This is a genomic window from Klebsiella sp. 141251 (assembly GCF_050600725.1).
In the GTDB taxonomy this organism is placed as follows: domain Bacteria; phylum Pseudomonadota; class Gammaproteobacteria; order Enterobacterales; family Enterobacteriaceae; genus Klebsiella; species Klebsiella aerogenes.
Map to the genome: position 1 here is coordinate 324,793 of NZ_JAQIRG010000004.1, position 14,017 is coordinate 338,809.

Below are 14,017 nucleotides of genomic sequence, written 5' to 3' on the forward strand. Positions count from 1 at the left end.
ACTATGTCACATCTCAAATATGGACAGGACCGTTTTGGTTCCCGCAGCGCCTGGCTCCGCCCGCGCGCTATTTTGACCATGGCGAAATTTCCCGTGGCGCTCTGTTTTGTCCTGCAGGCGGGTCACGCGCAGGCTGAACTCTATTTTAACCCGCGTTTTTTGGCTGACGATCCTGCGGCGGTGGCCGATCTTTCCGGTTTTGAAAACGGGCAAGAGGTGCCGCCCGGCACCTACCGCGTCGATATTTACCTTAATGACGGCTTTATGACCACTCGCGATGTCACATTTAACCGCGGCGAAAAAGGCCATGGGTTAAGCCCGTGCCTGACCCGCGGCCAGCTGGCGGGCATGGGGGTCAACACCGCGGCGGTGACCGGGATGAACGCCCTCGCCGCCGACGCCTGCGTGCCGCTGACCGAACTTATCACCGATGCCACGACGCGCTTCGATGTCGGCCAGCAGCGCCTGTACCTCACCGTGCCGCAGGCCTTTATGGGCAACCGCGCGCGCGGCTACATTCCGCCTGAAATGTGGGATGACGGCATCAACGCCGGGCTGCTGAACTATAACTTCACCGGCAACAACGTCCATAACGATACCGGCGGCAGCAGCAATTACGCCTATTTAAACCTACAAAGCGGCCTTAATCTCGGCGCCTGGCGACTACGTGATAACACCACGTGGAGCTACAGCAGCGGCGGCAGCAGTTCCAGCAATGAGAATAAATGGCAGCATGTTAATACCTGGCTTGAGCGCGACATCACGCCGCTGCGCTCGCGCCTGACCCTCGGCGACAGCTACACCAACGGCGATGTTTTCGACGGCATTAACTTCCGCGGCGCCCAGTTGGCGAGCGATGACAACATGCTGCCGGATAGCCAGAAGGGCTTTGCGCCGGTGATCCACGGTATCGCCCGCGGCACCGCGCAGGTGTCGATCAAACAAAACGGTTATGAGATTTACCAGAGCACGGTACCGCCGGGCCCGTTCACCATTAACGATCTGTATGCCGCAGGCAACGGCGGCGATCTGCAGGTGACGATTAAAGAAAACGACGGCACCAGCCAGGTCTTTAGCGTGCCGTGGTCAACGGTGCCGGTACTGCAGCGCGAAGGGCATACCCGGTACGCGCTGACCGCCGGCGAATACCGCAGCGGCAACGATCAGCAGGAAGAGCCGAAGTTCTTTCAGAGCACCGTGTTACACGGCCTGCCTGCGGGCTGGACCCTATATGGCGGCACTCAGCTCGCCGACCGCTACCGCGCCTTTAATCTCGGCGTGGGGAAAAACATGGGCGATTTCGGCGCCGTCTCGCTGGATGTCACCCAGGCTAACGCCACCCTACCCGACGACAGCGATCACCAGGGGCAGTCGATTCGCTTCCTCTATAACAAGTCGCTGAGCGATGTCGGCACCAATATCCAGCTGGTGGGCTATCGCTACTCCACTAAAGGTTATTACAGCTTTGCCGATACTACCTACCGCCGGATGAGCGGTTACGACGTACAGACCCAGGATGGCGTGATCCAGGTGAAGCCGAAATTCACCGATTACTACAACCTCGCCTATAACAAGCGCGGCAAAGTGCAACTGAGCGTGACCCAACAGTTGGGGCGTACCGCCACGCTCTATCTGAGCGGCAGTCATCAGACCTACTGGTCGACCGGCAAGGCGGACCAGCAGCTGCAGGCCGGGCTCAACGCGGCGGTGGACGACATCAACTGGACGCTGAGCTACAGCCTGACCAAAAACGCCTGGCAGCAGGGCCGCGACCAGATGCTGGCGGTCAACGTCAATATTCCGTTCAGCCACTGGCTGCGTTCCGACAGCAAATCGGTATGGCGGCACGCCAGCGCCAGCTACAGCATGTCGCACGATCTTAATGGCCGGATGACCAATCTGGCGGGACTTTACGGCACCCTGCTGGAAGACAATAACCTGAGCTATAGCGTGCAGACCGGCTATGCCAGCGGCGGCGAAGGCGATAGCAGCGGCACCGGCTACGCGGCGCTGAACTACCGCGGCGGCTACGGCAACGCCAACGTCGGCTACAGCCGCAGCGACGGCTTTAAACAGCTGTACTACGGCGTCAGCGGCGGCGTATTGGCCCATGCCAACGGCGTGACCCTGAGCCAGCCGCTGAATGACACGGTGGTGCTGGTGAAAGCGCCGGGCGCCGACAACGTAAAAGTGGAAAACCAGACCGGGGTGCGTACCGACTGGCGCGGCTATGCGGTACTGCCTTACGCCACCGAATATCGCGAAAATCGTGTCGCGCTGGATACCAATACGCTTGCCGATAACGTCGATCTCGATGACGCGGTGGTCAGCGTCGTCCCTACTCACGGCGCTATCGTGCGGGCGGACTTCAAAGCCCACGTCGGGGTCAAGTTACTGATGACGCTGACCCATAACGGCAAACCGGTGCCGTTTGGCGCGATGGTCACCTCGGGCAGCAATCAGAGCGGCAGTATCGTGGCCGATAACGGCCAGGTCTACCTGAGCGGGATGCCGCTCGCCGGCAGCGTGCAGGTGAAATGGGGCGAAGGCGCGAACGCCAGCTGCGTGGCCAACTATCGCCTGCCGGAAGAGAGTCAGCGGCAGGCGCTGAGCCAGCTATCGGCAGAGTGCCGTTAAGGAACGCATGATGATGAAAAAACCACTTAACCTGTTCGGCGCCGTCCTGACGCTGGTCTGCGCCAACGCCTTTGCGGCCGATAGCACCATCACCATCAGCGGCTACGTGCGCGACAACGCCTGCGCGGTCGCCACCGAATCGAAAGAGTTTACCGTCGATCTGATGGATAACGCCGCGAAGCAGTTTAACGCCGTCGGCGCAACCACGCCGCTGGTGCCGTTTCGCATCGTGCTGTCGCCCTGCGGCAGTTCGGTGACGGCGGTAAAAGTCGGCTTTAACGGCACCCCGGATAGCGACAATAACGACCTGTTAAAAATCGACGGCGGCGCCTCCGCGGCGGCGGGCATGGCGGTGCAGATCCTCAACGGCCAGCAGACGATGCTGCCGGTCAACGCGCCCTCTTCGTCGCTCGCCTGGACCACCTTAACGCCGGGGCAGACCAACACCCTCGGTTTTTACGCCCGGCTGATGGCAACCCGCGTACCGGTGACCGCCGGCCACGTCTATGCCACCGCCACCTTTACCCTTGAATTCCAGTAACCGGAGGCTGAGATGAAAGCACACTACGCAGGATGGCTTCTGGCAGGCGCGCTGGCGTTAAACATTACCCCGCTACAGGCCGCCGACATCACCATCACGGTGAACGGCAAAGTGGTGGCCAAGCCGTGTACGGTCTCCACCACCAACGCCAATGTTGACCTCGGCGATCTATATACCTTCAGCCTGGTGTCGGCAGGTTCCGCTTCAGCGTGGCACAGCACCGCGCTGGATTTAAGCAATTGTCCGGTCGGTACATCGCGCGTCGTCGCCACCTTTAGCGGCACCGCGGACAGCACCGGTTATTACAAGAATCAGGGTACCGCGGGCAACATCCAGCTCGAACTACAGGACGACAGCGGCACCACGCTCAATAACGGGGCGCAAAAGTCGGTTCAGGTCGACGATAGCTCGCAGTCGGCGCGTTTTCCGCTGCAGGTCCGGGCCCTGTCGGTTAACGGCGGCGCCACCCAGGGAACCATTCAGGCGGTGATTAGCGTCACCTATACCTACGCCTGAGTCAGGAGAGTTTGTTCATGAAAAAAGTCATCGCTCTGTTTACCACCCTGCTGCTGATGGGCTGGTCGATTAACGCCTGGTCCTTCGCCTGTAAAACCGCCACCGGCGCAACTATCCCCATCGGCGGCGGCTCGGCCAACGTATACGTCAATCTGACCCCGGCCGTTAACGTAGGGCAAAACCTGGTGGTCGACCTGTCGACGCAGATTTTCTGCCATAACGACTATCCGCAAACCATTACCGACTATGTGACGCTACAGCGCGGATCCGCCTACGGCGGCGTGCTGTCGAGCTTTTCCGGTACCGTAAAATATAACGGTACCTCTTATCCGTTCCCGACCACCACGGAAACTTCGCGGGTGATCTACGATTCGACTACCGATAAACCCTGGCCGACCGTACTCTATCTGACTCCGGTCAGCACTGCGGGCGGGGTGGCGATTACCGCCGGATCGCTGATTGCCGTGTTGATCCTGCATCAAACCAACAACTACAACAGCGACTCCTTCCAGTTCGTGTGGAATATTTACGCCAATAACGACGTCGTTGTGCCGACCGGCGGTTGCGATGTCTCCGCCCGCGATGTGACCGTGACGTTACCCGATTATCCGGGCTCGATGGCGGTGCCGGTCACCGTCCACTGCGCGCAGAACCAGAATCTTGGCTATTACCTTTCCGGCACCACCGCCGATAGCGCCAACTCCATTTTCACCAATACCGCTTCCGCTTCGCCGGCGCAGGGTATTGGCGTCCAGATGACGCGCAACGGTAGCGTCGTTCCGGCCAACAGCAATGTTTCATTGGGAACGGTCGGCACTTCACCGGTTAATCTCGGTCTGACCGCTACCTATGCGCGCACCAGCGGTCAGGTGACGGCGGGTAACGTCCAGTCGATTATTGGGGTGACGTTTGTCTACCAGTAAAGCCGATACCCCGCAGGCGACAACGGATTACATCCTGTCGCCCTGCGCCATGGCGGCGGCGGGATTAGCCCGAATGGTCGACGACGGTTGCCGCCATCCGGTGTGGCTACAGCCGCGGGTGCAGAGCATGCTGTCGATATCTGCGCCAGCCGACGTCCGGCAAATTGTGGTTTTTCTGCCCGACGATCCCTGGTGGCTACTGTTCGTCCTGCGCGAAGCCGCCTGGTTACTCACCCAGGCCAAACGACCTTTGCCCATGGTGATCTTAAGCCGCAGTCCGGCGCCGTGGCTGTGGCAAACCTTACTGCACCAGGTTGGCGACCGCCGCCTGCTGGCCGCCGTGCAGGCAATCTCCTCCGATCTACCGTGCCGCCGTCTGGCGGCATTGTTGAAAGGCGGCCTGGTCGGCTACCCCGGCCTGCAACAGCTTTCGGCCATCGAGGCGCTGGCGCGCGGCAAACCGCCGTCGGGCTTAAGCAAAATCGAACTTAACGCCACCCTCGCCCTGCTGTATGGCCACAGCATCACCAGTCAGGCGCAGATCCGCGGCGTCAGTCAGAAAACGCTCTACAACCAAAGAACCTCAGGACTAAACAAGATGGTGGAGTATCATCCGCATCTGGCGAGCCGGTTTCCGGGCAGCCGAAGCAAACGCGTAGCTGGTCAGGGCATGACCGCGCTGACCCCCTTCGAACGTGAGTTTATCCACGCCATTCACAGCCGGCAGATCTTTCCGGTCTTTCAGCCGATTGTTGATGACCGCTTACGCCTGCAGGGCATCGAGATATTATCGCGCTGGCGCAAAGATGGCGTGGTATTGCCGCCGGGCGAGTTTCTCCCGCATATCCGCTCCGAATACGCCTGGCTATTACTGACCGCCTTTGTCCTGCAGGAAGCGGTGCAGAATATCAATCGCTATCAGGGCGAGTTCTATTTTTCGGTCAATATCCCTCCCTGCATTGCCCATCACGATAATCTTGCCCGCATGATGGAAACCGCCTGGCAACAGCTACAGAACCCACTGTGGGCCGACCGACTGGTGCTGGAATTTGCTGAAACCGTTGATTTACAGCAGCAAGGAAAAGCGGTGGCGAATATGAGCAATATTCAGCAGCAGGGCTTTCGCATCTTTCTCGACGACTGCTTCTCGCACAGCAGCGTCATGTTCCCTGTGCGCACGGCGCGTTTTAGCGGCTATAAGCTGGATATGAGTATCGTCAATGATTTTCAGCGCGACCCGCACGCGCTGGTGCTGATTAAAAGCCTGGTCTACTACTGCCAGCTGACGCAGAGCCGCTGTATCGCCGAGGGAGTGGATAGTCTGGAGAAATTTAATCAGCTAAAAGCGCTGGGGGTCGATCGTTTCCAGGGGTATCTGTTCTCACCGCCGGTCACTCGCGAACATCTGGGAGAGATCATTCAGCGATTTTTACCGGATCATGCCACCTGCCGGTTAGCCGGGTAAATCGCGGAGCAGCGCCAGCCACAGCTGGCGCCGTATTTCAGGCGCGAATATCGTCGTACTCGCGGGTGTTATCGAATTCGTGTTTGGCAAACGGGCACAGCGGAATGATTTTGCGCTGTTCCTGGCGCATTTTCTCGACCACTTTCGCGACCAGCTGTTTACCGACGCCCTGGCCTTTCAGGCTGGGATCGACATCAGTATGCTCAATAATGCTCAGATGTTCACCGGTTGGAACAAAGACAATTTCCGCCACCTGGTTTCCCTCGGCGTCATTAACGTAGAACTTGTTGTGACCTTCCAGAATTTCCATCATTTCCTCGCTTATTTGTGGCGATACTTCAATGCGCCGCTGGGACAGGTATCGATCACTTTTACCACCGTCGCCACATCCACCTGATCGGGGATGATCCACGGTTTACGTTTCAGATTGAACAGCTTCGCGCTGCCGCGCACGCAGTTACCCGAGTGCTGACAGATATCGGTATTGAAATAGACATCTATCTTCTCGCCGGTATAGGCCCGGTAGCCCGCTTCCAGTAGTTCCTTATCCATGACATTGCCTCAGTATTTTTATTGTACTTACCTAAGAATAGCTCGCGGCATAGCCGCTGACTATGGAGAAATGAGAAACGCCCTATTTCAATTATTTCGCTAATGATAAAGCGACTTTTTAATACCTACGCGAAATTAAACTATTATCAGAGGATAACCATAACTCGGCTAAGCAAACTATCAGCGCTATAATTTAGGCGGTGTATTGAGGGTTTATTTGATTTGCAACGAATAAACTCAATTGTTCAATGGCATGAACATTCAGGTATCTTCCTTTGAAGCAAATTGTAAAACGGGCGCGCCCGGCATTGTTATTACTTCTTTTGGCGGTCTCCGGTTGCTCTTTATCCCCCGCCATACCGGTATTAGGCGCAGCATTTCCCGGCTGGTTCTTCTGCTTTTTAGGCGGCGCATTACTGCTGATCCCTTGCCATATCCTGATTGCCCGTAAAGGCTGGCAGGCGCGCTTTTCCCCGCTGGTATTAAGTTACCTGGCGTTAATGTTTCTATTTGCCACTATTCTGTGGTTTCTTCTTTTCGCACATTAAATACCTATGACTCAATCCAGCCCAAGCGTTTTACGGAAAAAATGGCCCTTGTTGGCTCTCGTCCTCGCCGCCATTGTGGCGCTGATCGTAGTTATCTGGCAGTTACAGACTTCGCCGGAAACCAACGACGCCTACGTCTACGCCGACACCATCGACGTGGTGCCGGAAGTCAGCGGGCGAATCGTTGAGATGCCGATCCGTGATAATCAGCGGGTGCAGAAAGGCGATCTGCTGTTCCGCATCGATCCGCGCCCCTATCAGGCGATGCTGGAGGATGCCAAATCACGGCTGGCGGCGCTTGATGCGCAGATTATGCTGACCCAGCGCACCATTAAAGCCCAGCAGTATAACGCTCAGTCGGTGAGCGCCGCGGTAGAGCGGGCGAAGGCGCTGGTGAAACAGACCACCTCGACCCGTATCCGCCTGGAACCGCTGGTGCCGCAGGGATTCGCCGCGCAGGAGGATCTCGATCAGGCGCGCACAGCGGAAAAAGCCGCCCGCGCCGAACTGGAAGCCACGCTGCTGCAGGCCAAACAGGCTGATGCCGCGGTCACCGGCGTCGATGCGATGGTCGCGCAGCGCGCCGGGATCGTCGCGCAAATCGCCCTGGCGGAACTGCACCTGGAGTTCACCGAAGTCCGTGCGCCGTTTAACGGCGTAGTCATCGCCCTGAAAACCACCGTCGGACAATATGCTTCCGCTCTGAAACCGGTCTTCACGCTGCTGGATAACGACCACTGGTATGTGATTGCGAACTTCCGCGAAACCGATCTGCAAAACGTTCGGCCGGGCGTGCCGGCAACCGTGACGGTGATGACTAACCACAGCCGCCCCTTTGACGGCGTCGTCGATTCCGTTGGTTCAGGCGTACTGCCGGAGGGCGGTAGCGTCATTGGCGGGCTGCCGGTAATTCAGAAGAGCATCAACTGGGTACATGTGTCGCAGCGCTTCCCGGTCAAAATCGCGGTGAAAAATCCCGACCCGGAACTGTTCCGGATGGGCGCCTCCGCCAGCGCCGTGCTGCAGGCGAAATAAGGGTCCGGCATGCATAATTTCTGGTTGTTTCTGCAACGGGAGCTCGCCGACGCGCCGGGGCGGGCCAACTATACCCTGCGCCTGACGCTGAGCTGCGCGGTGCTGATCACCCTGTTTATGACCCTGCAGATCCCGTTTCTCGCCGTGGCGCTGATCGTGGTGTTTTACGTCAGTCAGCCGAACATCCTGATGATTAAGCTGGGCAGCGTCCTGTTTTTTGTCACCATCAGCGTGGCGCTGGGTCTGGTGCTGCTGATCATCAAGTGGACCTATGATTTCCCGCTGATTCGCCTGGTCGCTTCGGTATGCCTGTTCTTTGGCGCGATGTATCTGATGCGCGTGCTGGGCAAACTCGGGCTGGCGTTTTTCGTGGTGGCGCTGGCGGTGATTTATGCCCAGACCTTCCCGTCGATGACCAGCCAAAGTGAAGTTCTGGTGCGCCTGCTGCTGTGGCTTTGGGTGGCGATCAATACCGCAACGCTGGTCACGCTCCTGGTCAACGCCTGCTTTCGCCAGGCCTTTCCCGGCTATCAATTCCGCGCTCAGCTGGTGGTGATGCAGCGGCAGGTCGCCGACGTACTGACGCAGAACGCCGCGCCGCCGACCTTCAAAGAGATCGCCGGGCGTTTTAATCAGTTGCAAGGATTGTTTAAGCAGGCGCGCTTTGCGGCGCCGGAAATTGCCGCCGATCCGCCGCGCTGGCAGGCGCTGATGGCGGCCACCCTGCGCTGCTATCACCTCGCGGCGCTGCTGCAACCGGGCGATGACCACGCCGCGGCGCGCCAGCAGATCGCCGCCGCGCTACAGGCGCTGGCGCCGTCGATGAACGAGGGTACGCCGTTTTCATTCTCCGCGCCGGTCATTGATGATCGCGGCGCCAATACGCTGATTTTACAAGAGATGGCCGATGTGCTGGCGAAGCTGGCGCGCGGTGAAAGCATCGACCTGCCGCAGGGCGAAGCCGAGAAGTCGCCGCTGCTGCTGCCGGATGCCTGGCGCAATCCCGCTTATTTGCATTTCGCCCTGAAAACCCTGCTGGCGACGCTGCTGTGCTACGTCTTCTATACCGCCGCCGACTGGCAGGGCATCCACACCATTATGCTGAGCTGCGTGATTGTCGCCCAGCCGGGGCTGGGAGCGACGATGCAAAAAACCTGGCTGCGTATCGGCGGCGCGCTGCTCGCTACGCTGCTGGCGCTATTGTTGATCGTCTTTGTACAACCGTGGACCGAGTCTATCGTCGGCCTGCTGGCGATGGTTCTGCCGGTAATGGCGCTCTCGGCGTGGATTGCCGCCGGGTCAGAGCGTATTGCCTACGCCGGGATCCAAATCGGCTTTACCTTCTCGCTGGCATTCCTCAGCTGGTTTGGTCCACTGACCAACCTGACCGAACTGCGCGACCGGGTCATCGGTATTTTGCTCGGCGTACTGGTCTCATCGATCGTCCATCTTTACCTGTGGCCGGATAGCGAAGCGCCGCAGCTGAAATCGCGGCTGGCGCAACTTTATCGCCAGATAGCCGATTTCCTGCGCGCGAAAGATGATAAGCCGCAGATGGTGCCGCTGTTCCAGGCGCTGACCACCAGCGAAACGCTGATGCATCGGGTCGCCGCCGAGCCGCTGGGCACTTTTGCGCATCCGTGGCCGCAGGCGAAATCCTGGCCGAGCAAAGCCACCTGGCAGCAGGCGCAGGAGATAGTACGCCTGAGCGAGGGCTACCGGCTGTATGCCGCGCCGGGAGACCCCTTCTTAAGCCGCTGCGCCGAACAGTTACAGACGTATGCCGATGATATTGAACGTCAACAGCCGACGACACCCGTTGCGCCGCTGGTTGTCGATCCGGCTAATCCGTTCGGCGAACCGCTGGCGGCTTTACTGACCACCCTGCCGGACTGGTCAGACAAACCTTCTGAATTTACGCGACAGGCAGAACCGTCATGATAAAAATGGACGCCGCAGCACGTTTTCTGCGCTACTCACCGCTGGCCTTCGCCATCAGCCTGTTAACGGGATGCGCGCTGATTCAGGACGATCCTGGCGAAGTGCCGATCGTTAATCCGCAACAGGCGCAGCTGGCACAGGTGATCCACCTGGCGAATAGCGGCTGGCCGGCGGCCCGCTGGTGGGAGGGGTATCACGATCCCCAGCTCAACATGCTGGTAAACCGCGCGCTGCAAAATTCGCCGACCATGCAGGCGGCGCGGCTGCGCATCTCACAGTCACAATCCACCGTCGAGCTGGCGCAGTCGGCAATGGGCGTGCAGGCGACCGCCGTGGCGGCGCAGAACCGGATGCGTATAACCGATAAATCCTTTAGCTGGCCCTACTCCTATTCTCTGCCGGTGGATAAAAACGGCCCGTGGTACACGCTCAATACCGTGGGCGTCGGCGCGACGCTGAATATCGATTTATGGGGCGCCGACCGGGCCCGCGTCGCGGCAGCTATTGGCGAAAAGAACGCTCGCCAGGCGGAAACCGCCGGTATCGAACTGGATCTCGCCAGCAGCGTGGCGCAGCTGTACTTCGCCATGCAGGCCACCTTCCAGAAGATAGTTCTGCTGCAGCAGCTAGAAGAAATTGCCCGGTTGTCGGTGCAGGCGCATGAACACCGCACCCAGCGCGGCGTGGAGGATAGCGTCGATATCGCCAATGCGCAGGCGGAACTGCTGGGCGCGCAGCAGCAGGTGATTACCGCCCGCGGCACGCTAACCCAGTACCGCGAAACGTTGCGGGCGCTGATTGGCGCCGACGCGCAGAGTATGCCGGAGATCCACCCGGTCGCCCTGCCGGCGTTGCAGGAAACGCTGCCGGATTCACTCTCCTTCGAATTGCTGGCGCGTCGCCCGGATCTGCAGGCCCTGCGCGGTTATGTAACCGCCTCAATGAGCCAGGTAGATGCGGCGAAAGCGGCCTTTTATCCGCATTTTGATATTAAAGCCTTCTGGGGATATAACGCGCTGAGCGTCGGCGATCTGTTTAAGTCGTCCTTCCAGCAGATTAACCTGCTGCCGGGGCTGTATCTGCCGATATTCGATGGCGGACGCCTGAACGCCAATCTGAAGTCGGTACGTACGGCGAGCAATATCCTGATTAAGCAGTACAACCAGGCGGTGCTGGATGCGGTGCGGGATGTGGCGATAAGCTCCAGTCAGCTTAACGATCTCAACCAGCAGGTGGCGCTGCAGGAGCTGAAGGTGACGGCGGCGATGGCCACCACCCGCAGCGCCAGCGCCCATCACCAGCGCGGCCTGTTAAGCCGCTATGCCGCGCAAGAAGCGCGGCGACCGGCCATCGCCCAGCAGCTGTTATTGCTGGATATCCAGGCCCAGCGTCTTAGCACCGATATCACGTTGATTAAAGCCCTCGGCGGCGATTACCGCGGCCCGGCGGTGGATTCCGCAGAACCGTAGCCCTGCTAAGCGCAGCGCGAGCAGGGAAATCCCCGGTGGCGCTACCGCTTACCGGGGCTACATGCGACAATAAATTTGCCAACGGACCCGGTCCATAGGCCCACGCAAGCGCAGCGCCGCCGGGCAATATCCACGGATTAGGTGCCGCTTTTGCGCCGGATGGCGGCTGCGCCTTATCCGGCCTACGGTCTGTGCGGTCTGCCTTTAATTTATTCACCACGCTGGCTGAAACTGCCGGTGTTGGTGGCCTCAAAATCGCTGAGACGTTCCCGGAAGGCCGGGGCAGCCCGCATGGATGCGGGCTGAGGGCCGTGATTTGCAGGGACGCTGCCTCGGCCCGACCCGAAGCCTGCCGGGATAAGTCGAAGGAACCACGAAGTGGCGATTTTGGCGGCCAAAGCCCGGGAGTACAGAGGGCGGCGGCGACTGGCCGCCCTTTGTGCGCTCCCTGCGCCACGGAAAACATATTACATAAAGAATCAACCGGGAGCGCAATGTCCTCTGAAGCGACACGCGATAAACATTTTTCTCAAGCGAAAAAGTTGTAAACCGATAACATTATCTACCGTTTTCATCCTCGGCTTACCTGGGGATTGGCCAATAAAAAAGCCGGCGCTCAGCGCCGGCTTTTCATTGACCGCTTGCGCAATCAGGCATTGGTCGCCGGTTTTTGCTCTGCGGATTTGCTGTTCTCCAGCATACGGCGCACCGGCACAATCAGCACGCACAATACCGCGGCGCAGATCAGCAGCGCCGTCGAGCAGCGGGCAAACAGATCCGGCAGCATATCCAGCTGGTCGGCCTTCACGTGGCCACCAATCAGGCCCGCCGCCAGGTTACCCAGCGCGCTGGCGCAGAACCACAGCCCCATCATCTGGCCGCGCATTCTTTCCGGCGCCAGCAGAGTCATGGTCGCCAGGCCGATTGGGCTCAGACACAGTTCGCCCAGCGTCAGCATCAGAATGCTGCCCACCAGCCACAGCGGCGATACGCCGGCGCCGCCGTTGCTCAGCACGTTCTGCGCCGCCAGCATCATCAGGCCGAAGCCCGCCGCCGCGCACAGAATCCCGATAACAAACTTGGTGATGCTGCTCGGACGCACGTTTTTACGCGCCATTGCCGGCCACGCCCAGCTAAATACCGGCGCCAGCAGGATGATAAACAGGGCGTTAATCGACTGGAACCACACCGCCGGGATTTCGAAATCACCGATCATGCGGTTAGTGTAGTCGTTAGCAAACAGGTTAAACGAAGTCGGTTTCTGCTCGAAGGCTGACCAGAAGAAGGCGGCGGAAACCAGCAGAATAAAGCAGACCAGCAGACGCGCGCGCTCTTTACGGTTGAGACCCGCAAAAACAAACAGGTAGATGAAATAGAGCACCACCGACGCGGCAATCACGTACACCAGCATGCTAGCCACCGCCACCGGGTTAATGACTATCACCCCTTGAGCAATCAGCGTAATCACCACCGCCACGCCGACCGCCAGCGCCAGCAGCCAGGCGCCAACGCCGTTTTTCTTCGCGACAGGACTATTCCAGGTAGAGTCGAGACCCACTTCGCTGTCGTAGCGTTTCATCGCCGGGACCGCGAAAAGGCGGAAAATCACCAGCGCCACCAGCATACCGATACCACCGATGCCGAAGCCCCAGTGCCAGCCGTGGGATTTAATCAGCCAGCCGGAAATCAGCGGCGCAATAAACGATCCCATATTGATACCCATATAGAACAGCGAGAAACCGCCATCGCGACGGCTATCGCCTTTCTTATACAGCGTACCGACCATCACCGAGATGCAGGTTTTAAACAGGCCGGAACCGAGCACGATAAACATCAGCCCGATAAAGAACAGGTTGTTGCCCATAAACGCTGACAGCGCAATCGACAGATGGCCCAGCGCGATCAGAATCGAGCCGTACCACACCGCTTTCTGCTGGCCGAGCCAGTTGTCCGCCAACCAGCCGCCCGGCAGCGCCGCCAGGTACATGGCGCCCGCGAAGATGCCGACGATGGCCGACGCGTTCTCACGGGCTAAGCCCATACCGCCGTCATAGACGGTGGCCGCCATGAACAGGATCAGTAACGGACGAATGCCATAAAACGAGAATCGCTCCCACATTTCGGTGAAGAACAATGAACCCAGAGGGTAAGGGTGACCAAAGAAGGTCCGGCTTTCATTTTTGTTAACAGAGGAATGCATAACTTCTCCCAATAAGGCGATCTTAGCGCTTAGTCATGCCGAAAAGCGTATTGACCATTTTTTCTACCTGCCTATAGTTCACACAGGCGTTAATTTTATTTAACCATTTGATAACCAGATGGTGGTTTTGTCTAGCCCCTGGGCGATATCTTTTAGATGAAAACTCGACCAGGCTCTCTTTTCCCAGATT

Annotated in this window: 12 protein-coding genes; 9 read left to right on the forward strand and 3 right to left on the reverse strand. The window is 58.8% G+C overall.

Going from position 1 to position 14,017, the window contains the following annotated elements; all coding sequences use genetic code 11:
• Window positions 1-3: 3 nt before the first annotated feature.
• From PGR09_RS11880 to PGR09_RS11900, 5 genes are read left to right on the forward strand one after another with little or no spacing between them, the layout of a single operon-like run.
• Window positions 4-2,637, forward strand: coding sequence for a fimbrial biogenesis usher protein (locus tag PGR09_RS11880; protein WP_047044156.1), 2,634 nt, complete (start codon window positions 4-6; stop codon window positions 2,635-2,637).
• Between the two features lie 10 nt (window positions 2,638-2,647).
• Entirely contained in the window at window positions 2,648-3,178 is a 531-nt protein-coding gene (locus tag PGR09_RS11885) for a fimbrial protein (protein WP_045396567.1), read from the forward strand.
• 12 nt (window positions 3,179-3,190) lie between these two features.
• Entirely contained in the window at window positions 3,191-3,694 is a 504-nt protein-coding gene (locus PGR09_RS11890; protein WP_045396563.1) for a fimbrial protein, read from the forward strand.
• A 17-nt stretch (window positions 3,695-3,711) separates the two neighbouring features.
• The gene (locus PGR09_RS11895) at window positions 3,712-4,617 is read left to right on the forward strand and encodes a fimbrial protein (RefSeq protein ID WP_047044154.1); all 906 of its coding nucleotides are present in this window, start codon (window positions 3,712-3,714) and stop codon (window positions 4,615-4,617) included.
• Window positions 4,604-6,082 carry an EAL domain-containing protein gene (locus PGR09_RS11900; RefSeq protein WP_047065316.1) on the forward strand — a complete coding sequence of 493 codons (1,479 nt, stop codon included), beginning with the start codon at window positions 4,604-4,606 and terminating at the stop codon, window positions 6,080-6,082. The genes PGR09_RS11895 and PGR09_RS11900 overlap by 14 nt, the downstream gene beginning before the upstream one ends.
• Before the next feature lie 37 nt (window positions 6,083-6,119).
• Here PGR09_RS11900 and PGR09_RS11905 read toward each other — a convergent pair whose 3' ends face one another.
• Together PGR09_RS11905 and yjdI are read right to left on the reverse strand one after the other, a co-directional pair.
• A complete protein-coding gene (locus PGR09_RS11905; protein ID WP_015369862.1) occupies window positions 6,120-6,392 on the reverse strand; it encodes a GNAT family N-acetyltransferase in 273 nt (90 codons plus the stop codon).
• Window positions 6,393-6,403: 11 nt separating this feature from the next.
• Window positions 6,404-6,634, reverse strand: a complete 231-nt coding sequence (gene yjdI, locus PGR09_RS11910; protein ID WP_015369861.1) for a 4Fe-4S mono-cluster protein YjdI — start codon at window positions 6,632-6,634, stop codon at window positions 6,404-6,406.
• Between the two features lie 275 nt (window positions 6,635-6,909).
• On the opposite strand from yjdI, the gene PGR09_RS11915 reads away from it, so the two are divergent.
• From PGR09_RS11915 to PGR09_RS11930, 4 genes are read left to right on the forward strand one after another with little or no spacing between them, the layout of a single operon-like run.
• Window positions 6,910-7,182 carry a YtcA family lipoprotein gene (locus tag PGR09_RS11915; protein ID WP_015369860.1) on the forward strand — a complete coding sequence of 91 codons (273 nt, stop codon included), beginning with the start codon at window positions 6,910-6,912 and terminating at the stop codon, window positions 7,180-7,182.
• A gap of 6 nt (window positions 7,183-7,188) precedes the next feature.
• Complete coding sequence (gene mdtN, locus PGR09_RS11920) at window positions 7,189-8,217, forward strand: multidrug transporter subunit MdtN (protein ID WP_047078946.1); 1,029 nt, start codon at window positions 7,189-7,191, stop codon at window positions 8,215-8,217.
• A 9-nt stretch (window positions 8,218-8,226) separates the two neighbouring features.
• Window positions 8,227-10,158 (forward strand): FUSC family protein, encoded by a 1,932-nt coding sequence (locus PGR09_RS11925; RefSeq protein ID WP_047078945.1) that lies wholly within the window; start codon window positions 8,227-8,229, stop codon window positions 10,156-10,158.
• Window positions 10,159-10,163: 5 nt separating this feature from the next.
• Window positions 10,164-11,627, forward strand: coding sequence for an MdtP family multidrug efflux transporter outer membrane subunit (locus PGR09_RS11930; RefSeq protein ID WP_430916199.1), 1,464 nt, complete (start codon window positions 10,164-10,166; stop codon window positions 11,625-11,627).
• A 649-nt stretch (window positions 11,628-12,276) separates the two neighbouring features.
• Here the strand turns inward: PGR09_RS11930 and PGR09_RS11935 are convergent.
• Window positions 12,277-13,827, reverse strand: coding sequence for a peptide MFS transporter (locus PGR09_RS11935; protein WP_045391925.1), 1,551 nt, complete (start codon window positions 13,825-13,827; stop codon window positions 12,277-12,279).
• Window positions 13,828-14,017 lie beyond the last annotated feature (190 nt).